At 72.6% G+C, this 22902-nt stretch carries 25 protein-coding genes, 1 pseudogene and 1 riboswitch; of the genes and pseudogenes, 19 read left to right on the top strand and 7 right to left on the bottom strand.

Annotation, left to right across the window (positions count from 1 at the left end; all coding sequences use genetic code 11):
- Positions 1-84: 84 nt before the first annotated feature.
- Together ABIE67_RS07410 and ABIE67_RS07405 are read right to left on the bottom strand one after the other, a co-directional pair.
- Positions 85-315, bottom strand: coding sequence for a response regulator transcription factor (locus tag ABIE67_RS07410; RefSeq protein ID WP_370255288.1), 231 nt, complete (start codon positions 313-315; stop codon positions 85-87).
- Positions 316-523: 208 nt separating this feature from the next.
- Entirely contained in the window at positions 524-1027 is a 504-nt protein-coding gene (locus tag ABIE67_RS07405) for a hypothetical protein (RefSeq protein ID WP_370255284.1), read from the bottom strand.
- 401 nt (positions 1028-1428) lie between these two features.
- Between ABIE67_RS07405 and ABIE67_RS07400 the strand changes: the two genes are divergently transcribed.
- Together ABIE67_RS07400 and ABIE67_RS07395 are read left to right on the top strand one after the other, a co-directional pair.
- Positions 1429-1701 carry a hypothetical protein gene (locus ABIE67_RS07400; RefSeq protein ID WP_370255280.1) on the top strand — a complete coding sequence of 91 codons (273 nt, stop codon included), beginning with the start codon at positions 1429-1431 and terminating at the stop codon, positions 1699-1701.
- Between the two features lie 2 nt (positions 1702-1703).
- Entirely contained in the window at positions 1704-2225 is a 522-nt protein-coding gene (locus tag ABIE67_RS07395) for a PP2C family protein-serine/threonine phosphatase (protein WP_370255275.1), read from the top strand.
- A 13-nt stretch (positions 2226-2238) separates the two neighbouring features.
- Here ABIE67_RS07395 and ABIE67_RS07390 read toward each other — a convergent pair whose 3' ends face one another.
- Complete coding sequence (locus ABIE67_RS07390; protein ID WP_370255270.1) at positions 2239-2448, bottom strand: hypothetical protein; 210 nt, start codon at positions 2446-2448, stop codon at positions 2239-2241.
- A gap of 93 nt (positions 2449-2541) precedes the next feature.
- Between ABIE67_RS07390 and ABIE67_RS07385 the strand changes: the two genes are divergently transcribed.
- Positions 2542-2946 carry a hypothetical protein gene (locus ABIE67_RS07385; protein ID WP_370255265.1) on the top strand — a complete coding sequence of 135 codons (405 nt, stop codon included), beginning with the start codon at positions 2542-2544 and terminating at the stop codon, positions 2944-2946.
- Here ABIE67_RS07385 and ABIE67_RS07380 read toward each other — a convergent pair.
- Entirely contained in the window at positions 2915-3403 is a 489-nt protein-coding gene (locus ABIE67_RS07380; protein WP_370255259.1) for a hypothetical protein, read from the bottom strand. The genes ABIE67_RS07385 and ABIE67_RS07380 overlap by 32 nt on opposite strands.
- Before the next feature lie 250 nt (positions 3404-3653).
- Between ABIE67_RS07380 and ABIE67_RS07375 the strand changes: the two genes are divergently transcribed.
- From ABIE67_RS07375 to ABIE67_RS07305, 15 genes and pseudogenes are all read left to right on the top strand, one after another.
- The gene (locus ABIE67_RS07375; protein WP_370255257.1) at positions 3654-4253 is read left to right on the top strand and encodes a DUF998 domain-containing protein; all 600 of its coding nucleotides are present in this window, start codon (positions 3654-3656) and stop codon (positions 4251-4253) included.
- Between the two features lie 56 nt (positions 4254-4309).
- On the top strand, positions 4310-5071 hold the full coding sequence (locus ABIE67_RS07370; protein ID WP_370255253.1) for a DUF1775 domain-containing protein: 762 nt from the start codon (positions 4310-4312) through the stop codon (positions 5069-5071).
- Between the two features lie 70 nt (positions 5072-5141).
- Positions 5142-5351 carry a hypothetical protein gene (locus ABIE67_RS07365; RefSeq protein WP_370255247.1) on the top strand — a complete coding sequence of 70 codons (210 nt, stop codon included), beginning with the start codon at positions 5142-5144 and terminating at the stop codon, positions 5349-5351.
- A complete protein-coding gene (locus ABIE67_RS07360; RefSeq protein WP_370255243.1) occupies positions 5351-7612 on the top strand; it encodes a heavy metal translocating P-type ATPase in 2262 nt (753 codons plus the stop codon). The genes ABIE67_RS07365 and ABIE67_RS07360 overlap by 1 nt, the downstream gene beginning before the upstream one ends.
- Positions 7609-8187, top strand: a complete 579-nt coding sequence (locus tag ABIE67_RS07355; protein WP_370255240.1) for a copper chaperone PCu(A)C — start codon at positions 7609-7611, stop codon at positions 8185-8187. Before ABIE67_RS07360 ends, ABIE67_RS07355 begins: the two co-directional genes overlap by 4 nt.
- A gap of 183 nt (positions 8188-8370) precedes the next feature.
- Positions 8371-9090, top strand: a complete 720-nt coding sequence (locus tag ABIE67_RS07350) for a hypothetical protein (RefSeq protein WP_370255236.1) — start codon at positions 8371-8373, stop codon at positions 9088-9090.
- Positions 9091-9371: 281 nt separating this feature from the next.
- Complete coding sequence (locus ABIE67_RS07345) at positions 9372-10091, top strand: sigma-70 family RNA polymerase sigma factor (RefSeq protein WP_370255232.1); 720 nt, start codon at positions 9372-9374, stop codon at positions 10089-10091.
- Positions 10092-10205: 114 nt separating this feature from the next.
- Positions 10206-11273 (top strand): ABC transporter substrate-binding protein, encoded by a 1068-nt coding sequence (locus tag ABIE67_RS07340; RefSeq protein ID WP_370255228.1) that lies wholly within the window; start codon positions 10206-10208, stop codon positions 11271-11273.
- A gap of 2 nt (positions 11274-11275) precedes the next feature.
- Positions 11276-12343, top strand: a complete 1068-nt coding sequence (locus ABIE67_RS07335; RefSeq protein WP_370255225.1) for a FecCD family ABC transporter permease — start codon at positions 11276-11278, stop codon at positions 12341-12343.
- A 43-nt stretch (positions 12344-12386) separates the two neighbouring features.
- The gene (locus tag ABIE67_RS07330; protein WP_370255220.1) at positions 12387-13238 is read left to right on the top strand and encodes an ABC transporter ATP-binding protein; all 852 of its coding nucleotides are present in this window, start codon (positions 12387-12389) and stop codon (positions 13236-13238) included.
- 29 nt (positions 13239-13267) lie between these two features.
- A complete protein-coding gene (locus tag ABIE67_RS07325) occupies positions 13268-13492 on the top strand; it encodes a hypothetical protein (protein ID WP_370255216.1) in 225 nt (74 codons plus the stop codon).
- Positions 13493-13691: 199 nt separating this feature from the next.
- The gene (locus tag ABIE67_RS07320) at positions 13692-15044 is read left to right on the top strand and encodes an MFS transporter (RefSeq protein ID WP_370255211.1); all 1353 of its coding nucleotides are present in this window, start codon (positions 13692-13694) and stop codon (positions 15042-15044) included.
- Positions 15045-15057: 13 nt separating this feature from the next.
- Positions 15058-16883: pseudogene (asnB, locus tag ABIE67_RS07315) on the top strand (asparagine synthase (glutamine-hydrolyzing)).
- 11 nt (positions 16884-16894) lie between these two features.
- Positions 16895-18166: a cytochrome P450 gene (locus ABIE67_RS07310; protein ID WP_370255209.1), complete on the top strand. Its 1272-nt coding sequence runs from the start codon at positions 16895-16897 to the stop codon at positions 18164-18166.
- A 98-nt stretch (positions 18167-18264) separates the two neighbouring features.
- Positions 18265-19239, top strand: a complete 975-nt coding sequence (locus ABIE67_RS07305; RefSeq protein WP_370268307.1) for an L-tyrosine/L-tryptophan isonitrile synthase family protein — start codon at positions 18265-18267, stop codon at positions 19237-19239.
- Here the strand turns inward: ABIE67_RS07305 and ABIE67_RS07300 are convergent.
- From ABIE67_RS07300 to ABIE67_RS07290, 3 genes are read right to left on the bottom strand one after another with little or no spacing between them, the layout of a single operon-like run.
- On the bottom strand, positions 19209-20213 hold the full coding sequence (locus ABIE67_RS07300; protein WP_370255204.1) for an ABC transporter substrate-binding protein: 1005 nt from the start codon (positions 20211-20213) through the stop codon (positions 19209-19211). The genes ABIE67_RS07305 and ABIE67_RS07300 overlap by 31 nt on opposite strands.
- Positions 20198-20980, bottom strand: coding sequence for an ABC transporter ATP-binding protein (locus ABIE67_RS07295; RefSeq protein ID WP_370255200.1), 783 nt, complete (start codon positions 20978-20980; stop codon positions 20198-20200). Before ABIE67_RS07295 ends, ABIE67_RS07300 begins: the two co-directional genes overlap by 16 nt.
- A 1-nt stretch (position 20981) precedes the next feature.
- Positions 20982-22004 carry a FecCD family ABC transporter permease gene (locus tag ABIE67_RS07290; RefSeq protein ID WP_370255195.1) on the bottom strand — a complete coding sequence of 341 codons (1023 nt, stop codon included), beginning with the start codon at positions 22002-22004 and terminating at the stop codon, positions 20982-20984.
- A 185-nt stretch (positions 22005-22189) separates the two neighbouring features.
- Positions 22190-22272: riboswitch (cobalamin riboswitch) on the bottom strand.
- 170 nt (positions 22273-22442) lie between these two features.
- Between ABIE67_RS07290 and ABIE67_RS07285 the strand changes: the two genes are divergently transcribed.
- The gene (locus ABIE67_RS07285) at positions 22443-22784 is read left to right on the top strand and encodes an ankyrin repeat domain-containing protein (protein ID WP_370255193.1); all 342 of its coding nucleotides are present in this window, start codon (positions 22443-22445) and stop codon (positions 22782-22784) included.
- Positions 22785-22902: the final 118 nt, after the last annotated feature.

Raw genomic sequence — 22902 nt, 5'->3', positions numbered from 1 at the left:
CACGGACGCTCCCCGCTGCAAGGGGGGCGACGAAGGGCCCTGGACGTGTGAATGACCGAACGACCTCGTCTCGCCGCTCGCAGGTCACAGACCCAGGGCGATGGCCGTCCGCGTGAGCTCGGCGGTGCTGTTGATGTTGAGCTTGGCGCGGATGCGGCGAAGGTAGGCGTCGACCGTGTGCTTGGACAGTCCCATGTGCCGGGCCGCTTGCAGGTAGGTGCAGCCTCGGGCGATGTGCTGCAGCGTCTCCCTCTCGCGAGGGGCCAGCGCGGGTGCGGTGGCTTCGTCGTGCGTCGTGGTGATGGTGAAGCTCATGGGGGGTCCTCTGACAGATCGACTCGTCCATCTCCGCTCACATCACCGGAAGCGCTCGATGTCCGAAAGCTGCAATTTGTCCGTTTCCAATACCTTGATTGGTGGACGTAATGGCGCTGTCCGTCGACTGTCACGGGCGTGTCACAGGCCCCTTTCGCCGGTGCGCGCTCCCGTCACCAGGCGGGTCGGAGCGGCGCTGCCCGGCCGGTCACGGCCGTACGCGCCCCCCTGACGCGCACGCCGCGGGCGCGGGGCGTCCCTGGAGGCGGTTCATCTCGCTCGCGCAGCGCTGCATGGCGACTTCCAGGACTTCGGGGATGTTCAGGGTCCCGGTCCCGTCCGGCGGGACGAGCCAGCGCAGGGTGCCCCAGCGGCAGTGCGGGGCGGGGGCCGTGATCCATGTGCCGGCGCCGAGAAGACGCACGCCGGTGCCGATCCATACGGCCTGCGGCTCCGGGGGCAGCAGGAAGCCGACGCTACGGCGTCGGGTGTCCAGCAGGCAGGGACCGCGGTCGAGCAGGGACAGCTCGTCCAGGAGGTCGGCTACGCGCAGCCCGAGGTCCTCCGGCATGAGCAGCACGTCCCAGAAGCGTCCGGCGGCCAGGAGCGCCACCCCGGTGCTCCCGTTCTGCCATTCCTGTTTGCAGGCGCCGGGATCCTCCGACGCTGCCGCCAGCCACTCCATTGACCTCGTCCACTCCGTGAGTGCCATGAAAAGCCTCCCTGTGGTGCGCCGACGATCGAGAGATGAAGGCCTCAGTGCACCGGGTGCCAGGTGGTGCGGCCATATGGCGGGGGCTCAATTCCCCGTATGGGGTGAGCGCCCGCGCGTCAAACCGGCAGATATATGCGGGGCGTGCGCCCCTGTGCCCCCATGTCCGCCCACTCCTGCCCACCCGCGTGTCTCCGCTCTGTCTCTGTGGTTCCCTGTCTGCTCCTGTCTGCTCCTGTCTGTGTCTGTTCGCCCCCACCGCCCCCCTCGTCTGCGCGTTGTGCGCTTTTGTGCATCTTTAGGGTGTTTAGTGTGGTGCGCTGGTTCAGACGTTTCACAGGTCGGCGACGGCGGAGCCGGAGTGCGAGGCCCTTCACGGCGACCCGGCGATGTTGCCCTATGTGCGGTGGGCTGTGGAGGCGGCACGGGAAGCGGAGGGCCCGGTCGGAACGAGGCCCCCGCACGGCACATCCAGCCAGGCGGAGGCAGACCTGCTCGCCCTCCTCGCCGAACGCGCCGCCTCACACATCCGGCACGCCCAGGAGTACGACCGGGTCAGGGGCATCGTCGGCAAGCGCCAGCGGGCTCTGCTCGCCGAGCCCGGCCGTCCGCACCCCAACCTGGACGTCGCCATCCGCTACGTGCCCGTCGGGCAGAGCCCCCTGGTGCCGTGAACATGACCGCGTACCGCTCGGCGCTGCGCTACATCGCCGCCGACCTTCCGCCGCACCGCGTGCGGTGCCGGCTCGACGACATCGCCTCAGCGGAACCGGAGCGACGGCCGGCCACCCGCCCGATCGCACGCGTCGACCCCGACCGTGGACAGGTGCCCCTGGCCGGTGCCGGCCACCCGCCCCCGGCCATGAGCGACGCGGACGGCCGCACCTCACTGCTCCCGGTGCCGGTCGGCCCGCCCCTGGCCACGGGCCTCGGCGGCTATGAACCGGCCACCTGGCGGCTGGACCCGGGCCAGACGCTGCTGCTGTTCACCGACGGGCTCGTCGAGCACCGCGGTGAGGACATCGACCAGTCCCTCGACCGGCTGGTCCGTGTCGGCTTCGCGTCCGCCGCCGGGGTCGAGGACGTCGTCGACACGGCGCCCGCCCGCCTCGACGCCCGGCATGCCGAGAACGACGTCGCGGTGCTCGCTGCCCAGCTGCACCAGCACACCCCGCCCGGCCACGAGGCGCAGCCCTGAGCAGTTCCGGCCCTCACCAGTCGTCGTCGTACTGGGTGCCCGAGACGTACGGGTCATGCCGTCGTCCCGGTGATGCGGCCGGCTGTACCGTCGGCGACGGACTCGCGTCCCGCAGTGCGGCACACCAGGGGCAGTCGGCGGTGTCGTCGCTGTCGTTCCGGTCCAATGAAGCGGCTCCTGTCTCGATCGAGGCGGACGGTGTCGGACGGCGTGTGTCGGGCACGCCATGACTCCATCCGGGGGACGGTCTCACTCGACTGGGTGGCAGCGGCGGCGGCGGGCGTACCACCGGCGCACGCCTTGGCGTTGCTCCGGCATGGACAGACTTGAGACGGGGCGGCGTGTCCGCGGAGGCGATGCCGCACCCGTGTCGTACGTCGTACCGGCCACCGGCCTGCGGGGCCAGCCGTCGATCTACGCGGCTCTGGTCGCGGAGTGGCACGCACAAGGGCGTGCCGTTCCGGAGCGTCGCGACACCTGGTGGGATTCTGTGGGTACCGGCGATGGACAAGGGCAGGCCGTCACCTCCTGGGTGGTCGGCCGGTTCACCGGGCTGGACCGGGCGGGCGGCACCGAACCGGCGAGTGGTCGGCACGTCGAGGCGGCCGAGCGGGTACCGGCCGTCGTCGTGCCCCGGGGCCTTCCCGGGCCGGTGGACCTGTGGGAGTGGAGCGGCAGGAACGGACGCGTCAGCGTGGCCGCTCCGCACCCGACCGACTGACCCGCGTCCGGGCGGCCCGAACCCCGCCGGCCGCGCGCAGCGCCCGCTCCACGACAGCGGGGTCATAGAGGGCGCCGGTCCCGTCGGGCGGCAGCAGCCACTCCAGGCGCCACCCGGCGGACCGGTACGGCGGCGGAACGGCGACCCATGATCCCCTGCCGGCATGGCGCACGCCCGGCCCGCCCCACTCGATGACCGGGTCGGGCGGGAGGAAGAAGCCGACTCTGCGCGCCCCGCTGTTCACCAGGACAGGCCCGGACGCCCGCGGTCTTGCCCGTCTCAGGAGATCCAGGGCTCTCAGACCGAGGTGCTCGGGGACGCTGAGCACGTCCCAGATCCGTCCGGCCTCCAGCAGCACCGCATCCGCGCCCTGGTCCCACTGCTGCTTGCACGACCGAGGATCCGTGGCGGCCGCGGCGAGCCACTCGACGGCCTGCTTCCCCATGGTGCGCTGCATGTCCCAACCCCCAGCACTCGACCCTGCCGGCCGGGCAGGGCCCTTCATGCTGGTGGATATTTCTATGCGCCGGAAGGGGTGGCGCGGCCTGGCGTTTACGGTCGATTTGTTCGACAAGTGCAGGGCTGTTCGCTTCCGGGGGCCAGCGTCGCCGTCCCTCATCGGGGCTGGCCCCGCGGCGCCGGCCTGCCCGACGCGGCGTATGCGTGGCAGTGACGGACGGGCCGCGGGGGCGTCTTACGGTGGCTTGATGCGATCTATCCCAAGATGGGCCTTGCTTTCGTCGGGATGCGCTCCTGTCGTGCTGATCGTCGGCTGGACGATCGCGGCGCTGCTCGAAGGGCCCGCCTATGACCCCGCCACCCAGACGATCAGCGCCCTCGCGGCCTACGGCGCCGCCGGCTTCTGGGTGATGACCGCGGCGCTGGCCGCCCTGGGCGTCTGCCACATGATCACCGCCCTGGGGCTGCGCCCGGCCGCGCTCCCCGGACGGGTGGCGCTCGGCGCGGGAGGAATGGCCGCGTGCGCGGTGGCTCTCCTGCCGCCGCCGAGCAGCGGAGGTTCCCTACGGCACGGTTCGGCGGTCGCGGTCGGCTTCATGCTCCTGGCGGTGTGGCCGGTTCTGGCCGCCGACCGGCACCGCGCCGCGCCCTGGGGGCTCCGGCCCGCACCCTCCCTCACGGCGACCTCGCTGATGCTCGTCAGCGCGGTCTGGTTCATGTTCGAAATGCATCAGGGCGGCGCCGACGGCGTTGCCGAACGCCTGGTGACAGCCCTTCAGTCCCTGTGGCCCTTCGTGGTCGTCGCCTCCTGCCTCCGCCGCTCCGTCCCCGAGGACCCCTCGCCTTGAGACCTCCCCCTGCGCTTGAATGCGGCGACCACATCACCGGTACGAGGGAGTCACACGTGCCCCGCCCCACCCTGCCCCGCAGCCTGCGCCGCACCGGCGCCCTCACCGCGGTCGCGTTCGCGGCCGCCGTCGCCCTCGCCGGCCCGGCCGCGGCGCACACCGAGGTGGAAGCTGAGGGGGCCCGGGCACTCGACCAGAACGTGCCGCTGACCTTCACCGCGGAGTCGGAGTCCGGTTCGGCCGGGATCAGCAAGCTCGAGGTGATCCTGCCCGAGGGCATCACCCCGGACGACATCACCTACAAGGCAGGCCCCAAGGACTGGAAGCTCGCCCCCACCAGCCGCGGCTACACCGTCTCCGGACCGAAGCTCGCCGTGGGGGAGGACGCCGAATACGTCGTCACCGTACGGCAGTTGCCCGACGCCAGGTCGCTGGCGTTCAAGACGCTGCAGACCTACGGCGACGGCCGCGTGGACCGTTGGATCGAGCTGGGGGAGGAGAGCGGCGGCGATGAACACGGGCACGGCCATCCCGCGCCCCAGCTGGAACTGAAGGCGGCCGCCCCCGGGGCGAAGGTCGTGAGCCCCGCGCCCACCGAGGAGCCGACGACGGCCACCCCCTCGACCGGCACCGGCACCGGCTCGAGCGATCCGGCGACCGGCTCCTCGTCCGCCCGCTCGGCGGAGGCCGCGGCGGCGGACGACACGGAAGGCGACGACGGCATGCCGGTGGCCGTGCCCATCGGAATCGGCGCCGCCGTCGTCGTACTCGGTGCCGGGGCGTGGTGGTTCAGGAGCCGTCGCGGCGGCGCTTCCTGAGACAGCCCCCGGGAACTCCCGGCCCTCCGCCTCCGACTCCTGAAGCGGTACGTGCGTCAGGAGGCCGTCGATGAAACCACCCCCCTTTGTGCCACCCGCCCTCTGCGGGTTTCTGCTGCTGCTCGCCCTGATCTTCACGGTGTCGTACGCCGTCGGAGCCGCCGCCGGGCCCGTAGCGCCCGGCATGCACCGCCCCGGAACGGGCGGCGGCACGGACACCGGGGACAGTGACATGGGGGACACGGGGAACATGGACATGCGGCACGGGAGCGGCGGCTGATGGCCACCGAACCGGCACCCCCGATGACCACCACGGACCTGACCGTCGGCGGGATGACCTGCGCGGCCTGCGTCCGGCGGGTGGAGAAGAAGCTCGCCAAGCTGGAGGGCGTGACCGCGACGGTCAATCTGGCCACCGGGCGCGCCCGGATCAGCCATCCGCCGGACATCCGCCCCGAGGAACTCGTGGCGACCGTCGAACAGGCCGGATACACGGCCGCGTTGCCCGAACCGCCGAAGAAGCGGGAGTCCAAGGGCGTAGGAGAGTCCAAGGACGTCCGGCAAGAAGAGGGCGTCCGGCAGGACCGTGAGCGGCTGCTGGTCACGGCGCTGCTCGCGGTGCCGGTGCTCGTGCTGTCGATGGTGCCCGCCTGGCAGTTCCGCAACTGGCAGTGGCTGTGCTTCGTCCTGGCCGCGCCGGTCGCCGTGTGGAGTGCCTGGCCGTTCCATGTGCGGGCACTGCGCGGGCTGCGCCACTCGACCGCGACCATGGACACGCTGGTCTCCCTCGGTGTCGTGGCGTCCTTCGCCTGGTCGGCGTACGCCCTGTTCCTCGGCGGCGCGGGCACGCCCGGGATGCGGATGCCGTTCAGCCTGCTGCCCTCCGCCTCGGACGGTGTCGGGCACGTCTACCTCGAAGCGGCCGTCGGTGTCCCGCTGTTCGTGCTGGCCGGCCGGTTCCTGGAGGCACGGGCCCGCCACGGCACCGGGGCGGCGCTGCGCTCACTCGCCCGGCTCGCCGCCAAGGAAGTGTCGGTACGTGAGGACGACGGCACCGAACACCTCATCATCATCGAGGAGTTGGCGGTCGGGCAGGTCTTCGTCGTCCGCCCCGGCGAGCGCGTCGCCACCGACGGCGCGGTGGTGGAGGGCAACTCCGGGCTGCTGCTCGTTCGGGCCACGGCCGTGGGCGCCGACACCCAACTCGCGCGGATCACGCGGTTGGTGACCGAGGCTCAGGCCGGGAAGGCGCGGGCGCAGCGCCTCGCCGACGCCGTGGCCGGGGTGTTCGTGCCCGTGGTGCTGGCACTGGCCGTCACCGTGCTCGGATTCTGGCTCGGAGCCGGGGCCGATCCGCAGGCGGCGATCACCGCGTGCGTCGCCGTCCTGGTCGTGGCATGCCCCTGTGCGCTGGGCCTGTCGACCCCGACCGCGCTGATGGCCGCCACCGGACGCGGTGCCCAGCTCGGCGTCCTGGTCCGGGGCCCGCAGGCCCTGGAGGGGCTCCAGCACATCGACACCGTCGTCCTCGACAAGACCGGCACCCTCACCTCCGGCCACATGAGTGTCGTCCGTGTCATGGCGGTTCCCGACGGACTCGGCAGGGAAGCGGTGGTGCGGCTGGCCGGTGCGGTGGAGCGGGGCTCGGAACATCCACTCGGGCGCGCCATCGTCGCGTACGCCCGCAGGACCCTGCCCGAACAGGGGGCACTTCCCGACGTACGCGACTTCCGGGCGGAGGCGGGGCGGGGCGTGCGCGGCCTGGTCGAGGGCCGGCTGGTCGAAGTCCTCGCGCCGGACGGCGAGTTGCCCGCCGTGCTGGCGGACGCGCTCCCGGCGGCGGAGGCGGCCGCGCACACGCCGGTCGTCGTCCGCGTCGACGGGGTGACGGAGGCGCTGATCGAGATCGGGGACGTCGTACGCCCCGGCAGTTACCGTGCCGTGGACCGCCTACGGCGCCTCGGTGTGCACCCCGTACTCGCCACCGGCGACCGCGAGGCACCGGCCCGGGCGGTGGCGTCGGCGCTCGGTATCGAGGAGGTGTACGCCCGCCGCACTCCCGAGGGCAAGGCGAACCTCGTACGGGAGCTGAGGGAACAGGGCCGCCGAGTCGCGGTCGTCGGTGACGGCGTCAACGACGCGGCGGCGCTGGCCGGCGCCGACCTCGGTATCGCCATGGGTACGGGCACGGACGTCGCGATCGGGGCCGCCGACGTGACCCTGGTGCGCGGTGACATCGAAGCCCTCGGGGACGCGGTGCGGCTCGCCCGGCGCACCCTGGGCACGATTCGCGCCAACCTGCTGTGGGCCTTCGGCTACAACCTGGTGACCGTGCCGCTCGCCATGGTCGGCCTGCTCAACCCGATGGTCGCCGCGGTGGCCATGTCGGCGAGCTCCGTGCTCGTGGTGGCCAACAGCCTGCGGCTACGGGCCTGGCAGCCGGCACCGGCACGCGGGCCGGCAGCGGCGGCGAGGCGCCACCGTGAGCAGGCCGGTGTCCGGGGCCGGAAGCCTGCCGCGACCGGGGGAGGAACCCGATGACCGCCCCCAGCGCTGAGCGAGCGGCCGAGCGAAGGGCCGGGCGAAGGGCCGGGCGAGCGGCCGACCCCGGGGCCTGGCGCCCGACCCGCCGCCGGATCACCGACGGCCTGCTCGCCGCGCTCGCGCCGATCGCCGCATGCGGCGTCGCCCTGGGCGGCCTGACCACCTGGGTGGGCTCCGGCAGCGCGGGCAGCCCGGCGCGGATCGTGGTCACCGACGGACGTGTCCTCCTGCCGTACGGCGACGTCCGGGACACCGCCGCGTTCTTCCGGGTCACCAACTCCGGGGGCGCGGACGACCGGCTGCTGAAGGTCACCTCGCCGGCCGTCGGCGGTGACATGTCGCTCAGCAGTCACCGCATGACCGGCGGCAACGCGGCGTCCGCGCGGACGGTGGACTCGGCCCGTGTCCCGGCCGGCGGCAGTCTCGCCATGTCCCCGTACGGCCTGGACGTGACGCTGCGGGCCGAGCCGGGCCGGCAGGCGGGCACCTACGTGCCGTTCACACTCCACTTCGAGCACGGCGGGCGGATCGACGTGCAGGCGGTGGTGGTCCGCCCCGGCGGGGTCGAGTGAGGACGACACTGGGGCCCGCCGTGAGGACAGCCCTCACACCCACTACTTGTCGGACGGCGTGCGTGCCCAGTTCCCTCCTCTCGATGTGTCCTGTATCACTCTTCTGGGCTTGAGTGCGGGACGGGGGTGTTGTGCGTACCCACCCGTGACGAGTGGGCCCAGGATGCGAGGATGAGGGCCGTCATGACTGCTGGGTGGGGTGTGCGCACGATACGGGCCGCGGTGTTCGCGTCCGTCTGTGTGCTGCTCGCTGCCCTCGGCCACGTCCTGATGTCGGGCGTGGCCGTCCCCTGGTGGACGTTGGCGGCCGGTGCCGTCCTGACGGGCGGCGCGGGCTGGTGTCTGGCGGGCCGGGAGCGTGGACTCCCGCTCGTCGTGTCCGTCGTGGTCGTCGTCCAGGGCGGGCTGCACGCGGCGTTCGAGTTCACGCAGTCGTCCGCCACCACCGGTCATGACATGGGCTCCACGTCCACACATGCGGGCTCCACGGATCCCATGTCCATGGAGCACATGGGCTCGATGTCCATGCATGCCGGTGGCTCCATGTCCGCAGGGCACATGGGCATGAGCCATATGGACATGAGCCACATGGGCACCGGCCATATGGGCATGGCCCACGACATGGCCGGCACCTCCTCCTTCGGCATGTTCGCCGCCCACACCCTCGCCGCGCTCCTGTGTGGCCTGTGGCTGGGCCACGGTGAGCGTGCCGCCTTCCGTATTCTGCGGGCCGTCGCCGGATGGCTGGCCGCCCCGCTGCGGCTGTCGCTCGCCCTGCCCGCCCCGCCGCACCGCCCGCGTCTGCGTCCGCGGCGCGGCCGTTCCGACCGGGCGCCGCGGCTGCTGCCGCTCGTCCACACGATCACCTCTCGGGGGCCTCCGGCGGGGATCGCTGTCGTCTGAGACAGCTGGTTCCCCGAGGCCGTACGGACACGGATGTCGCGTCGTCGACGCCGAACCGTGCCTCGGGCCTCGGCCGTACCTGCCGTACGGCCGTATCCCCCCGCATCCCCGGACTCCTCCGGCACGGCATGCGCGTACGTCTCACGTACCCGCGCCCCGGTGCCCGGCGGTGACGCCTTCGCGCCCGCCGTCGTACCGGCCGCCGCGCCGGACCGCGTCCGGACTACCCGAGAGGGACTCAGGTGATCACTCCTGCTCCGCCCTCCTCACGCGCGATCCGCGTGAGGCACACGAAGGCGGACACCACCTCCAAAACGGCCGCCTGCGACGAGTCGACGACCGCGTGGGCGCTGGCCGCCCGTGGCGGTGACCCGGACGCGACCGACCGTTTCGTCCGCTCACTGCACCGCGACGTCGTGCGGTACGTGGCGCATCTGTCCGCCGATCCGCAGGCCGCGGACGACCTCGCGCAGGACACGTTCCTGCGGGCGCTCGGCAGCCTGCACCGGTTCGAGGGCCGCTCCTCGGCGCGCGCGTGGCTGCTGTCCATCGCGCGGCGCGCGGTGATCGACAGCCACCGGTACGCCGCTGCCCGACCACGGCTGTGCGACACCGACGACTGGACGCTGGTGGCGGAACGCGCCCAGCCGGCCGGCCTGCCCGGCTTCGACGACGGCATCGCGCTGCTCGACCTGCTGGACGCGCTGCCCGACGAGCGGCGCGAGGCGTTCGTCCTGACCCAGATGGTGGGCCTGCCCTACGCCGAGGCGGCCGAGATGAGCGACTGCCCGGTCGGGACGGTCCGCTCACGCGTGGCCCGCGCCCGGGCGACCCTCGTCGAGCTGCTGACCGAGGCGGAGGTCGACGCTGAGGCCGGGTCCGGGTCCGGGTCCGGGTCCGGGGCCGGGGCCGAGGTCGCGGCCGACGTCCTGGCCGTATCCGAGGCCATGACCCTGCCCGACGCCGTGGCCCTGGCCGAACCGGCCGTCGTGGCCGCGTGACCGGGAACCCGGTGTCGGTTCCCCCTGCCGGGAACTGACACCGGGTTCGCCCCGACTACTGGATCGGGCGGCGGAGATCCGCCCGTGCGTCCAGTGGATCCAGGGGAGTTTTCGATGCGTTCTCGTGTGGGGCGGGCTACGACGGCCGCGGTGCTCGGCGGCCTGCTGGCAGCGGGCTGCGGCAGCGGGAACGGCGAGACGGAGAGCCCCGCCGCCGGCAAGGGCGACTCCACGCGCGGCTACCCGGTCACGGTCACCGACTGCACGGGCGCCGAGACCACCTTCACCTCGGCCCCGAAGAACATCGTCACCAGCAACGCCTCCAGCCTCGAACTGCTGCTGCGCCTGGGCGCCGGGGACAAGGTGATCGGCACCGGCTTCCCGCCCGGCAAGGGCACCCTGCCGGGCGAACTCGACGCGCGGGCGCAGCAGGTCAAGGTGCTCGGCGAGACCGTGATCCCCAAGGAGAGGCTCCTCGCCTCCGGCGCCGACCTGTACCTCGACACCTTCGCCTCGATGAACATGGGCGGGGGGATGGGGGACGCGCCGACCGAGGAGGAGTTCGAGGCGGCCGGCATCAAGCACACCTTCCTGAAGTCCACGGCCTGCGCCGCCACGAGCAAGAGCCCGGTCACCGACCTGTCGGCCGTCGAGGACGACATCACCTCCCTCGGCGCCGTCACGGGTACGAGCGCGAAGGCGAAGGAGCTCGTCGACGGCATGCGGGAGAAGGTGGACGCCGTACGGAAGGCGGTGGGCAAGGCCCCCGAGAGCGAGCGGCCCACGTACTTCTTCTTCGACTACGACGCCGGCACCAAGCAGCCCATGGCCGTCTGCAACCGCCAGGTCGCCCACGCGGTGATCACCCTCGCCGGGGCCCGCAACGCCTTCGCCGACTGCGACGGCGACTACCGGCAGGTCGGCTGGGAGGACGTCATCGCCAGGAACCCGGACTGGATCCAGCTCGGCGTGCGCGACCGGGGCAGCGAGGCCGCGAACGACGAGGCCTTCGACGAGGCGCAGGAGTGGCTGGAGTCGAACTCGGCCACCCAAGGCCTGAAGGCCGTCAAGGAAGGCCACTTCCTGCGTATCGGCTCCGAGCGGACCACCATCGCCGGCGTCACCAACGCCGACACCGTCGAGGAGATCGCGAAGACCCTGTACCCGGGCAAGGTCGGCTGACCATGACCTCCCTGCTGTCGCGGCGCGAGGTCGCCGCGCAGACACAAACGGTGCCCGCCGGACCGCTGGCCCCGGTACTCGGCGTCGTACTCCTCGCCGCGCTGACGGCCGCCGTGGCATGGGGATCGACGTCCGTCCCACCCGGCGAGGTGTGGAGCGTGGTGTGGCGGCGCCTGTCCGGCGAGGCGCCCCGTCCCGGCACGAACGACCTGATCGTGTGGCAACTGCGCGTGCCCCGAGCCCTGTTGGCCGCCCTCGTCGGTGCCGGGCTCGGCCTCGTCGGTACGGCGGTGCAGGCACTCGTGCGCAACCCGCTGGCCGACCCCTACCTCCTCGGCGTCTCCAACGGCGCCTCCCTGGGCGCGGTCGCCGCGATCGTGCTCGGGTTCGGGGCGGGCGGTGCGCTGGGACTCGGGTTGTCCGGGGCGGCCTTCGCGGGCGCCCTGGCCACCTTCGCGCTCGTGTGGGCCGTGGCCCGGCGGGGCGGGGGATTCGCGCCGCTGCGGCTGGTACTGGCCGGGGTGGCGATCGGGCAGTTCCTCTCCGGGTTCACCAGCTACCTGGTGCTCCAGGCAGGGGACGAGCAGCAGACCCACAGCGTGCTGTTCTGGCTCATGGGCAGCCTCAGCGGCGCGAACTGGGACCTGCTGGCCGTGCCGGCGGTCGCGGTGCCGGCCGGGTGGCTGTGGCTCCAGGCACGCGCCCGGGGCCTGAACGCCCTGCTGATGGGCGACGAGACCGCCGCCGGGCTCGGTATCGACGTCACCCGGCTGCGGCGGGAACTGTTCACGGTGACCAGCGTGCTGACCGGGGTCCTGGTGGCCGTCTCCGGCGCGATCGCCTTCGTCGCGCTGATGGTGCCGCACGTCTGCCGGTTGGTCGTAGGCGGCGACCACCGGCGTCTGCTGCCGCTCTCCGCCCTGTTCGGGGCGCTGCTCCTGGTCGTGGTCGACATCGTGTGCCGTACGGCCATGGACACGCAGGAACTGCCGGTCGGTGTCGTCACCTCACTGATCGGGGCGCCGGCGCTGCTGTATCTGCTGGACCGGCGGTTGGGGAGCGGAAGTTGAGGGCCTCCGGGGAACGGACGTCGAGGATCTGGGGGAGCGGGCGTTGAGAATCGAGATCGAGGACCTGCGCGTCGCGTACGCCGGTCGTACCGTCGTCTCCGGCGCTCATCTCATCGCCGCCGAGGGCGAGATCACCGGCCTCGTCGGGCCGAACGGCAGCGGCAAGTCCACGCTCCTGCGCACCGTCTACCGCCACCTGAAGCCGGTCTCCGGCCGGGTCCTGCTGTCCGGCACCGACCTGCGCCGCCTGACTCCCGTCGAGGCGGCCCGCCATGTCGCGGCCCTCCCGCAGGAGCGGGGCGGCGACTTCGAGCTGACCGTCCGCGAGGTCGTCGCCATGGGCCGTACGCCCTACAAACGGGCCTTCGCCGGGGAGGACGCCATCGACCGGGACGTCGTCACCCGCGCCCTCGCGGACGTCGCCATGGAGCAGCACGTCGGCCGCCGGTTCACCGAACTGTCCGGTGGCGAACGTCAACGCGTCCTGCTGGCCCGCGCTTTCGCCCAGCAGCCGGACGTCCTGGTCCTGGACGAGCCCACCAATCACCTCGACATCCGTCACCAGGTGGAACTGCTCGCCCTGCTCCGGGCGCAACGCCGTACGACCCTGGTGTCGCTGCACGACCTCAACGCCGCCGCCTCCGTCTGCGACCGGCTGCACGTCCTGCACGACGGTCACGTGGTCGCCTCGGGCCCGCCCCGCGCGGTGCTGCAACCCGCCCTGCTGGCCGAGGTGTTCGGCGTCCGGGCGACGGTGGTGGACCATCCGCTGACCGGTGATCCGCTGATCGCCTTCGACCACCGTGCACCGGCGGACTCGCCGAAGGAAACGGGTATCCCCATGTCGGCCCCGAGCAGTGGTCCGGGGGCTGGTCCCGGGCGGTCACACAGGTGAGCGCCCACGATCGCGAAAGGCAGTGAACTATGAGCGACATCAACGGGATGGACGGTCTGCACCCGGTGGCGACGTTCTGCGGCGACTGCGACTGCGGCTGTCCGCAACTGTTCGTCGACCCCGGCGCCCCGGCCGAGCGCCGGGTGGTCCTCACGGACGACTTCGGGCAGCGGGTCCAGATGAGCGCGGACCAGTTCTCGTCGCTGGTCGCGGAGGCCAAGTCCGGCAAGCTGGACGGCGTCGCCACGGCCTGACGGCGTAGCGAGCCGCACAGGTCGTACAGGTCGTAACGGCCGTACAAGTCGTCCAGGTTCGTACAAGCTCGTACGGGGGGGCCGACTCCGTATTCATCATATTTCCGGCCAAACCCGGGAACTCGGCCCCCCTCTCCCCCGACCTCTGGAACGAGGCCGCTGTCCGGCGGCCCGGCCGGAGCGGGGAGGGGACACGAGAGTGAGGGACCGCTGGGTTCTCGTGGCCGTGGCGGGCGCGTTGTCGTTCGTGGCGATGCTCGACATGAACATCGTCAACGTGGCGCTGGCCGATATCTCCAAGGGCCTGAACGTCCCGCCCGCGACGGCCCAGTGGGCGGCGCTGGGGTACCAACTCCCGGTCGTCGCCCTGCTGTTGCCCGTCGGCCGCCGACTGGACGGCTCGGGCACGCGGCCCGCTCTGCTGGCGGCCACCGCCGGCTTCGCGCTGTGCAGTGCTCTGGCCGCCCTCTCGCCCTGGGCGGCCTGGCTGATCGCGGCCCGCATCGGGCAGGGCGCGTGCGCGGCGGTGCTCTTCGTGCTGATGCCGGTGCTCGCGATCCGCGCCGTACGGCCCGCGGCGCGCGGTCGGGCGATGAGCGTGCCCGCGACGCTCGGCCCACTCGGCGCCGTGACCGGCCCGGCGGTGGGCGGGCTCCTGCTGGACCATCTGGGCTGGCGCTGGATCTTCCTGGTCAAGATCCCGTTCTGTCTGCTGGCGTTGGCCGTGGCGTGGAAGGCGATGCCCGAGGACGGTGCGTCGCGCGCCCCCGGCCGACGGGCACTGGCTGACGTGCTGTCGGTGGCCGGGGGCCTGGCCGCGCTACTGCTCGCCCTGACGCTGGGATCCGAGGAAGCGGTGTGGTTCCTGCTCGCGGCCGTCGCCGTACCGCCGTTGTGGTGGTGGCTGCGCGGACCGGGCGGCCGTCCGGTGACCGGCGTGCTGCGGGCGACGGGGCTGTTCCGCGCGCACGGCGCGGTGCTGGCCCTGGCGGCCGGGTTCGCCGCCACGCACTACGTCGTCGCCCTGCACCTCCAGTGGGACGAGGGCGTCAGCGCCACCGCGACCGGGCTGACCGTGCTCGCCTTCCCGCTCGGCATGGCGCTGGCCGGTCCGCTCGGCGGACGGCTCGCCGACCGGTACGGATACCGGCGGATCGCGGTCGCCGGAGCCACGGTCACCGCAACCGGACTCCTCCTGCTGATCCCGCTCGGCAACGGCTGGGCCCCGCCCGACGTGGCCTGGCGGCTCGCACTGGCCGGCCTCGGCATGGGCCTCAACGGCGGCCCTACCCAGGCCCTGGTCATGGGCGCCGCCCCACCGGACCGGACCGCCACCGTCGGCTCGACGGTGCAGGTCGCCCGCAGTCTCGGCTTCACCCTCGGCCCCGCCCTGGCCACCGCCGCCCGGGCCCTCACCGGCGCCGGCGACGGAGCGCGAGCCGGGCTGACCCTCGCTGCCCTGGCCGCCTGTCTCGCCGTACCCCTGCTCGCGCTGCCCGGCCGACCGACCGCCGCCGTGCCCGAGCGGACCACCGACACCGTCTCGACCTGACCCAGGAGTCCCCATGTGCGGAATCACCGGCTGGGCGTCCTTCCACGGCGACGCCCGCACCCACGCCCCGGTCATCGAGGCCATGACCGCCGGACTCGCCCCGCGCGGCCCCGACGCCGCGGGCGTGTGGCTGGGCGAGCGGGCCGCGATCGGCCACCGCCGCCTGGCCGTCATCGACCTCACGGGCGGCGCCCAGCCGATGACCGACCGGCCGGACGACCCCACGACCGTGCTCAGCTACAGCGGAGAGGTCTACAACCACCACGCACTACGGGCCGAACTCCGCAGCCGCGGCCACCGGTTCCACACCCGCAGCGACACCGAGGTCGTACTGCGCGCCTACGCCGAGTGGGGCGACGGCCTCGCCGACCACCTGGACGGCATGTTCGCGTTCGCCGTCTGGGACGAGCGTGCCCAGCGCCTGCTCCTCGTGCGCGACCGGCTCGGCGTCAAACCACTGTTCTGGGCGGCCGTCGACGGAGGCCTGGCCTTCGCCTCCGAGCCCAAGGCACTCTTCCAACACCCCGAGATACGGCCCCGGGTGGACGCGGACGGGCCCCGGGAGGCGTACAGCCTGCTGTTCAACACCGGGCCGACGGTCTGGTCCGGCGTACGGGAGGTCGAGCCCGGCGGCCTGCTCGTCCTGGACCGGGACGGCGTCCGCGAGCGCCGCTACTGGCAGCTGGAGGCCGGTGCGCACGCGGACGACCAGGACGCCACCGTGGAGCGGATCGGCAACCTCGTCGGTACGGCCGCCCGCAGCCAATTGGAGGCCGACGTCCCGCTGTGCAGCCTGCTGTCCGGCGGCATCGACTCCACCGTCCTGACCGCCCTCGTCGTCGCCGAACTCCGGCTGCGCGAGGGCCCGGACGCCCGGATCCGCTCCTACGCCGTCGACTACAGCGACCAGGCCGAGCGGTTCACGGGTGACATCCTGCGCACCGGCCACGACACCCCGTACGCCATCGAGGCGGGCGCGTTCATCGGCACCGACCACGGCACGGTCGTACTGGACCCGCGTGCGCTGCTCGACCCCGAGCACCGCATGGCCGTGGTCGTGGCGCGGGACTCGCCGATCGGCGTTGGCGACATGGACACCTCGCTGTACCTGCTGTTCGGGGAGATACGGCGACACTCCACCGTCGCCCTGTCCGGCGAGGCCGCCGACGAGGTCTTCGGCGGCTACCCCTGGTTCCACCACCCCAAGGCGCTCGCCGCCGACACCTTCCCCTGGCTGCTGGTCACCGGCGACGAGGCCGCCATGCCGCTCAACCCCGAACTCGACCTGTGCGTCGGCGAGTTCCGTGACGACATCTACCGCAGTGCGCTGGCCGCGGTGCCCCACCTCGACGGCGAGACCCCACCGAACACCGGCAGCGCGAGATGCAGCACCTGTCCCTGACCCGCTGGCTGCGCCAACTCCTGCACCGCAAGGACCGGTTGAGCATGGCGCAGGGCCTGGAAGTCCGCGTGCCCTACTGCGACCACCGGCTGGTCCAGTACGCCTTCGACACCCCCTGGGCGCTGAAGAGCTTCGACGGCCGTGAGAAGAGCCTGCTGCGCGCCGCCGGAGCGGGACTGGCCCCCGACTCGGTACTGCACCGCCCCAAGAACCACTACCCGGCCACCCACCACCCCGACTACAACCGCGGCCTGCAGGACCTGGCCCGTGACGCCCTGTCCGTCGACCAGGTCCGGGCGCTGGCCGACGAGACCCGCCTCAAGCCCTGCCTCGACACCCCGCCCGAGCACCTGGAGTGGGGCCACCGCCTCCGTCTCGAACGCGTCGTCGACCTCGCCCTGTGGCTGGACCACCACCGGCCCGAACTCGCCCTCTGAGGAGCCCCCCCATGACCATCCAGGACCCGGAACCCCTCCCGGCCGTGGACCCGCGGCAGCCGCTCCCCGACCCGGTCCCGCTGATGGGCTGCCCGTACAAGAGCAACCCCTACCCCCTCTACGAGCGGATGCGCGAGGCCGGACCGGTCCACCGCGTCCTCTTCCCCAGCGGCGTACAGGCCTGGCTCGTCACCGGATACGACGCCGCCCACGCGGCCCTGAACGACGACCGCCTCGGCAAGAACCACGACCGGGGAAACGACCGCTGGCGGGCCCGAGCCTCGATCATGCCCGAGCCGCAGCACTCCCGGCTCCAGGCCCATCTCCTCCACCAGGACCCGCCGGTCCACACGCGCATGCGCCGCTTCGTGACGGACGCCTTCACGCCGCGTCGCGTCGAGCAACTGAGGCCCTGGCTCCAGGAGTTGGCCGACGCGCTCGTCGATGCCCTCCCGGAGGCCGGGCCCGCCGACCTCGTCGCCGGGTTCGCCGCGCACTTCCCCTTCCAGGTTCTGGCCGAAGTCATCGGGCTGCCCCGGGAGTTGACGGAGCGCTTCGACCGCGACTGGGGCAAGGTCGTCCAGCCGGTCGGGCCGACGGACCCGGGGCGGCCGTTGCACGAGGCCCGGCTGCACGGTCTGCAGAGCTATATCGCCGAGGTCGTCGCGCACAAGCGGGAGCACGCGGACGACGACCTGCTCAGCCGCCTCGTCGTCGCCCGTGACCGGGGCGAACTGTCCCAGGAGGAGCTGGACTCGATGATCTTCCAGCTGCTGGTCGCCGGCCAGGAACCGGTCACCAACCAGATCACGACGGCCCTCATCGCTCTCTTCCGCCACCCCGGCCGGCTCGCCCGGCTGCGCGACGACCCCGGACTCATGCCCCGCGCGGTCGAGGAACTCCTGCGCCACGACAGCGCCTTCGAACTGACCACATGGCGCTTCTTCGACCAGGACAGCGACCTGCACGGCACAGAAGTCCCGGCGGGCGACTCGGTGATCGTCTCCCTGTGCGCCGCCAACCGGGACCCACGCCGCTTCGAGGACCCCGACACGCTCGACCTGGACCGCGAACCCAACCCCCACCTCGCCTTCGGCCACGGCATCCACTTCTGTCCCGGCGCCGCCCTCGCCCGCGCCGAACTCCAGGTCGCCCTCGGCACGTTGCTCGCCCGCCTGCCCGGCCTGCACCTCGCCATGAGGGACGAGGACATCGAGTGGATCCCGTCCGTCCTGGGGCGCGGCACGAACCACCTGCCCGTCGGCTACGACCGACGGCTGTGACACCGGCCTCCGGCTGATCCCACCCACCCACCTGCCGGCCGGCGCCCGGACCGCCGAGGCGCCCTGCCGCCATGCCCGCACGCACCTGGAGGAACGACATGCTGCTGACGACCGCACCGGACACGCGCGCCACGCACCGCATCAGCGCCGCGATCCTGGAGCTGCTCCTGCCCCACCACCGCTCGACAGACGGGGCGCCGGCCACCCCGGAGGCGTTCGGCCACCAGCTGCGCAGGATCGCCGGATTCGTGCGCGCGAACGAGCCCGTCGTGTTCACCCTCCCCGGCTTCCCGTGCAAGTCGCCCAACCCCGCGAAGGTTCTGGGCCACCTGCCCGACCAGGGCGAACGCCTCTCCCTACGTTTCCTGGACGCGCTCTGCACGGACATCGAACGGATCCACCCGCCCGGCGCCCACGTCGTCATCTGCTCCGACGGCCATGTCTTCGGCGACCTGATCCGTGTCCCCGACGACCACATCGACGCCTACGCCGACGAACTGCGCGCGCTCATAAGGGAGTCGGGCCACAGCCACCTCTCCCTCTTCGACCTGCGCGACGTCCTCGGCGACCTCCCACACGACACCAAACGCGCCCACGTCCACGACCGCCACGCCCCCACCCTGCAGGCCCTGCGCGCCGAGGTCCGCACCGACGCCCCGACCCTCGCCCTGTACCGGGGTATCACCCGCTTCCTGGTCGAGGACACCGCCGGGTTCACCGGCACCCGCTCCGCGCTCCAACGCGAGTGCCGCAGACGGGCGTACGGCGTCATCCAGCGAAGCCGTGCCTGGGGCGAGCTGATCGCCGACCGTCACCCGCGTGCCGTACGTCTGTCGATCCACCCCCAGCCGGTCGGCGCCCCCAAGTTCGGCATCCGGCTCCTCGACGCCGCCGACGCCTGGACCACTCCCTGGCACTCCGCCGCCCTGCGTGAGCCGGACGGCACCTGGACGCTCATGCCCCGGGCCAGGGCGGAGCGGCTCGGCCGCCTGGTCCACCGCGACGGCAGACCGAGCCACTTCGAGCGGGCGCGCCCCGTCGGTCAGCTTTCCTCGGCGACCTTCCGCAGATAGGTGCCGAGCCGGGCGACGGCCGTCGGGTTGCGGGGACTCTCCACCAGGTCGACGTAGTCGAGGACGAAGATCCGCTTGTGCTTGACGGCGGAGACGTTCCGCAGGGGCGGATAGGAGAGGAGGAACTTCTTCTTCTGCTCGGCGCTGACGTCCCCGTAGTCGCAGATCACGATGACGTCCGGGTCGCGTTGCACGACGCTCTCCCAGCCGACGGTGGTCCAGGAGTCCTGGACGTCGTGCATGACGTTGACGCCACCGGCCTCGCTGATGATCTGCTCGGGGGCGGCGTAGCGGCCGGACGTGAAGGGCTGGTCCTGCCCGCTGTCGTACAGGAACACCTTCGCCCGGTCGGCGGCCGCCGGGGCCTGCGCCCGCACCTGAGCGACCTGCTTCTTGAAGTCGGCGATCAGCGTCGCGGCCCGCTGCTCGACACCGAACAGCTTCCCGAGGTTGGTGAGGTCGGCGTACAGGGCGTCCAGGGGCGGCATGATGCCGCGCGAGGACTCGGTACGGCCGTTGCGGCAGGACTCGGTGAGGACGTACGAGGGGATGCCGAGCTTCTTCAGGGCCTCGGGGGTGAAGCCGCTGTCCTCGCGGAAGCCGTAGTTCCAGCCGGCGAAGACGAGGTCGGCGCGGGCGTCGAGGACGTTCTCCTTGGTGAGCTGGTCCTTCGACAGCCACTTCACCTTGTCGTAGCCGTCCTTCCACGGCACGCTACTCAGATCGCCCTTGTCGTCGGGCATCGCGAACCCGGCCATACGGTCCTCCAGGCCGAGGGCGAACATCAGCTCGGTGATGCCGACGTCGTTGGTGACCACCCGCTCGGGCACCTTGTCGAAGGTGACCTCGCGGCCGCAGTTGGTGAGCGTGACCGCGGAGGAGGTGGAGTCCGCCGACTTCTCCACCGTGGCTCCGCAGCCGGTGGCGGTGACGGTCGCGGCGAGGCAGAGGGCGGTGGCTACGAGCTTGCGCATGTGGTTCCTTGGGGGAGGAGGTCGAACAGGAGCTGGACCGCGCCGGTCTCCGGATGCCGTACCGGATGGGCACGCACCCCGAACACCTCGGCGAGCAGGTCGGGTCGGAGGACGTCGTGCGGAGCGCCCGAGGCGACGATGCGGCCCCCGGCGATGACGTACAGGACATCGCAGTGCGCGGCGGCCAGGTTGAGGTCGTGCAGGGCGGCCAGCACGGTCAGGCCGCTGGCCCGCACCAGGGACAGCACGTCCAACTGGTGGGCGATGTCGAGGTGGTTGGTGGGCTCGTCCAGGACCAGCACCCTCGGCTGCTGGGCGAGCGCGCGGGCGATGAGCACGCGCTGCTTCTCGCCGCCGGACAGGGCCAGGAACCCTCGGTCGGCGAGGTGGGCGACGCCGGTGCGGTCCATGGCCGCGGCGCAGATCTCCCGGTCCGAGGCGGCCGTACGGTCCCGGTGCGGCAGCCGCCCCATGGCCACGACCTCGGCGACGGTGAAGTCGAACTCGGCCGATGACTCCTGCGGCAGCGCGGCCAGCACCCGGGCGGCGGCCCGGGGCGCCATCGCGTGCACGTCGTCCCCGTCGAGCCGCACCACACCGTCGGCCGGACGCAACGCCCGGTACACGCACCGCAGCAGTGTGGACTTGCCGCTGCCGTTCGGGCCGACGAGCCCGACGAACGCCCCGCCGTCCACGGCGAGTCGGATGTCCTCGACCAGTCGGGCCCCGGCGGCCTCGACCGTGACGCCCTCGATGTCGAGCCGCATGTCACCGACCTCCGAACGCATAGCCGCCGCGCCGCATCAGCAGCAGAAACGCGGGCACCCCGACCACGGCCGTGATCACCCCGACCGGCAGTTCGGCCGGGGCGAGGAGGAGCCGGGACAGCAGGTCCGCCCACACCAGCAGCACGGCCCCGGCGAGCGGCGCCACGGCCAGCACCCGCCGGTGGTCGGCGCCCACCAGCATCCGTACGACATGCGGCACCATCAGCCCGACAAATCCGATGGCCCCGCTGACCGCGACCACCGTCCCGGTCACGGCGGCGGTGACGAGGAACAACTCCCTGCGCAGCCGCGCCGGTTGCACGCCCAGCGCGGCGGACGTCTCGTCGCCCATGGCGAGGGCGTTCAGCGCCTCGGCCCGCCACCGCAGCCATGCCCACCCGGCCGCCACGGTCACCGCGGCGAGCGGCACCTGGGCCCAGGTCGCGCCGCCCAGACTCCCGAGCAGCCACATCATCGCCGAGCGGGCCGCCTCGCCCCGGGCCGCGCCGAACACCATGACGGTGGTGACGGCCTCGAAGCCGTACGCCAGCGCCGTCCCGGTCAGGATCAGCCGCAGCGGGGTGAGCCCGTGCGGCGACCGCGCCACCGCGTACACCAGCGCCATCGCAGCGAGCGCCGAGGCGAAGGCGGACAGGGACAGCGCCCACACCCCCAGCCCCGCGAACGCGCCCAGCAGGATCACGGCGTTGGCGCCCACCGCGGCGCCCGAGGAGATGCCCAGCACGAACGGATCGGCGAGCGCGTTGCGCACCATCGCCTGCACGGCCACACCGACGGCGGCCAGGCCGGCCCCGACGACGGCGGCGAGCACGACACGCGGCAGCCGGATCTCCCAGACGATGGTGTACGCGGCGACCTCCCGCGCGTCGATGGTCCCGCCGGTCAGCCCGGCCCCGAGCAGCCGGAAGACATCGCCCCACCCGATCCCGGCGGCACCCAGCGCCACACCGCACACGAGGGAGCCGAGCAGGAGCAGCCCCAGCCCGAGGACGAGCGGTGGCACGGATACGCGTGCGGCGGCGGATGCCGGTCTCGGTATCCGTGTCTTGCTTCGGTGCACGGGCGGGCGGGTCCTTCGCCTGGGGCCGCCGGTGAACGTCGATCAAGGAGGCAGCCCGTACGACCGTGCCGGCCGCGCGGTCCCCTCTCGCAGTCCACGGCGAGCAGTCAACGGGTCGCACCCACCACGGGCGATCGGGCTCACGCGACGGACCACAGGGTCCCCGCGCACACCGTTGCGGGTCAGCGCCGGACTCTCACCGGACTTCCCCCGCGGGAGGCCCGGGGAGCGTAACAGACAGGGGTTCGGCGGCGGCGGGACGGGGCTGACTGTCGCGTCGAGCTGAGGGAGGCGTCGTCGGGGAGGCGTGTCAGTGGGCCGTGTTATCCAGGAGGGGACCCGGGAGGCGACCTCGGCGACGGCACACCGCTGGCGGACGCGGTGGCCTTCGGGCAGTGGACGTGCGCGCGGAGACTGGTCGAACGCGGCGCCCGCACCACCCTGTGGCAGGCGGCCGCCCTCGGCGAAACCGATCGCGTCGCCGCCTGCTTCACGTCCGAGGCCGACCCGCCCACCGCCGAGGACATCACCAACGCGCTGTGGTGCGCCTGCCACGGCGGGCAGCATCAGACGGCCGACTACCTGCTGCGACGCGGCGGTGACCTCAACCGGGTCGGCCACGACCGGTTGACCGCGCTGGACGCCGCCGACCGCGCGGGACACCCCGCGCTGGTCGCATGGCTGCGCGAGCAGGGGGCGCGGTCCGCCGCCGAGTTGGTCTGACGCCGGAGCGGCGCACCCGGCGGGCCGGCCGGGTGACGCCCTTGGTCGACGTGCGACCGCCGCCGACGGGGTGAAGACTGGGCTGTGGCGGGGCCGGTCCGCCTTGCCGACATCGATA

The organism is Streptomyces sp. V4I8, from assembly GCF_041261225.1.
Classification (GTDB): Bacteria; Actinomycetota; Actinomycetes; order Streptomycetales; family Streptomycetaceae; genus Streptomyces.
This window is presented reverse-complemented; position numbering and strand designations above follow the sequence as displayed.

Bases quoted from the DNA above. Each gene is read 5' to 3' on its own strand.
- ABIE67_RS07325 (WP_370255216.1), top strand. From the start codon at position 13,268: ATGAGCGACATCAACGGGATGGACGGTCTGCACCCGGTGGCGACGTTC.
- ABIE67_RS07365 (WP_370255247.1), top strand. From the start codon at position 5,142: ATGAAACCACCCCCCTTTGTGCCACCCGCCCTCTGCGGGTTTCTGCTG.
- ABIE67_RS07405 (WP_370255284.1), bottom strand. From the start codon at position 1,027: ATGGCACTCACGGAGTGGACGAGGTCAATGGAGTGGCTGGCGGCAGCG.
- ABIE67_RS07360 (WP_370255243.1), top strand. From the start codon at position 5,351: ATGGCCACCGAACCGGCACCCCCGATGACCACCACGGACCTGACCGTC.
- ABIE67_RS07350 (WP_370255236.1), top strand. From the start codon at position 8,371: ATGACTGCTGGGTGGGGTGTGCGCACGATACGGGCCGCGGTGTTCGCG.
- ABIE67_RS07335 (WP_370255225.1), top strand. From the start codon at position 11,276: ATGACCTCCCTGCTGTCGCGGCGCGAGGTCGCCGCGCAGACACAAACG.
- ABIE67_RS07300 (WP_370255204.1), bottom strand. From the start codon at position 20,213: ATGCGCAAGCTCGTAGCCACCGCCCTCTGCCTCGCCGCGACCGTCACC.
- ABIE67_RS07385 (WP_370255265.1), top strand. From the start codon at position 2,542: ATGGACAGACTTGAGACGGGGCGGCGTGTCCGCGGAGGCGATGCCGCA.
- ABIE67_RS07295 (WP_370255200.1), bottom strand. From the start codon at position 20,980: ATGCGGCTCGACATCGAGGGCGTCACGGTCGAGGCCGCCGGGGCCCGA.
- ABIE67_RS07375 (WP_370255257.1), top strand. From the start codon at position 3,654: ATGCGATCTATCCCAAGATGGGCCTTGCTTTCGTCGGGATGCGCTCCT.
- ABIE67_RS07395 (WP_370255275.1), top strand. From the start codon at position 1,704: ATGACCGCGTACCGCTCGGCGCTGCGCTACATCGCCGCCGACCTTCCG.
- ABIE67_RS07355 (WP_370255240.1), top strand. From the start codon at position 7,609: ATGACCGCCCCCAGCGCTGAGCGAGCGGCCGAGCGAAGGGCCGGGCGA.
- ABIE67_RS07380 (WP_370255259.1), bottom strand. From the start codon at position 3,403: ATGCAGCGCACCATGGGGAAGCAGGCCGTCGAGTGGCTCGCCGCGGCC.
- ABIE67_RS07410 (WP_370255288.1), bottom strand. From the start codon at position 315: ATGAGCTTCACCATCACCACGACGCACGACGAAGCCACCGCACCCGCG.
- ABIE67_RS07310 (WP_370255209.1), top strand. From the start codon at position 16,895: ATGACCATCCAGGACCCGGAACCCCTCCCGGCCGTGGACCCGCGGCAG.
- ABIE67_RS07340 (WP_370255228.1), top strand. From the start codon at position 10,206: ATGCGTTCTCGTGTGGGGCGGGCTACGACGGCCGCGGTGCTCGGCGGC.
- ABIE67_RS07305 (WP_370268307.1), top strand. From the start codon at position 18,265: ATGCTGCTGACGACCGCACCGGACACGCGCGCCACGCACCGCATCAGC.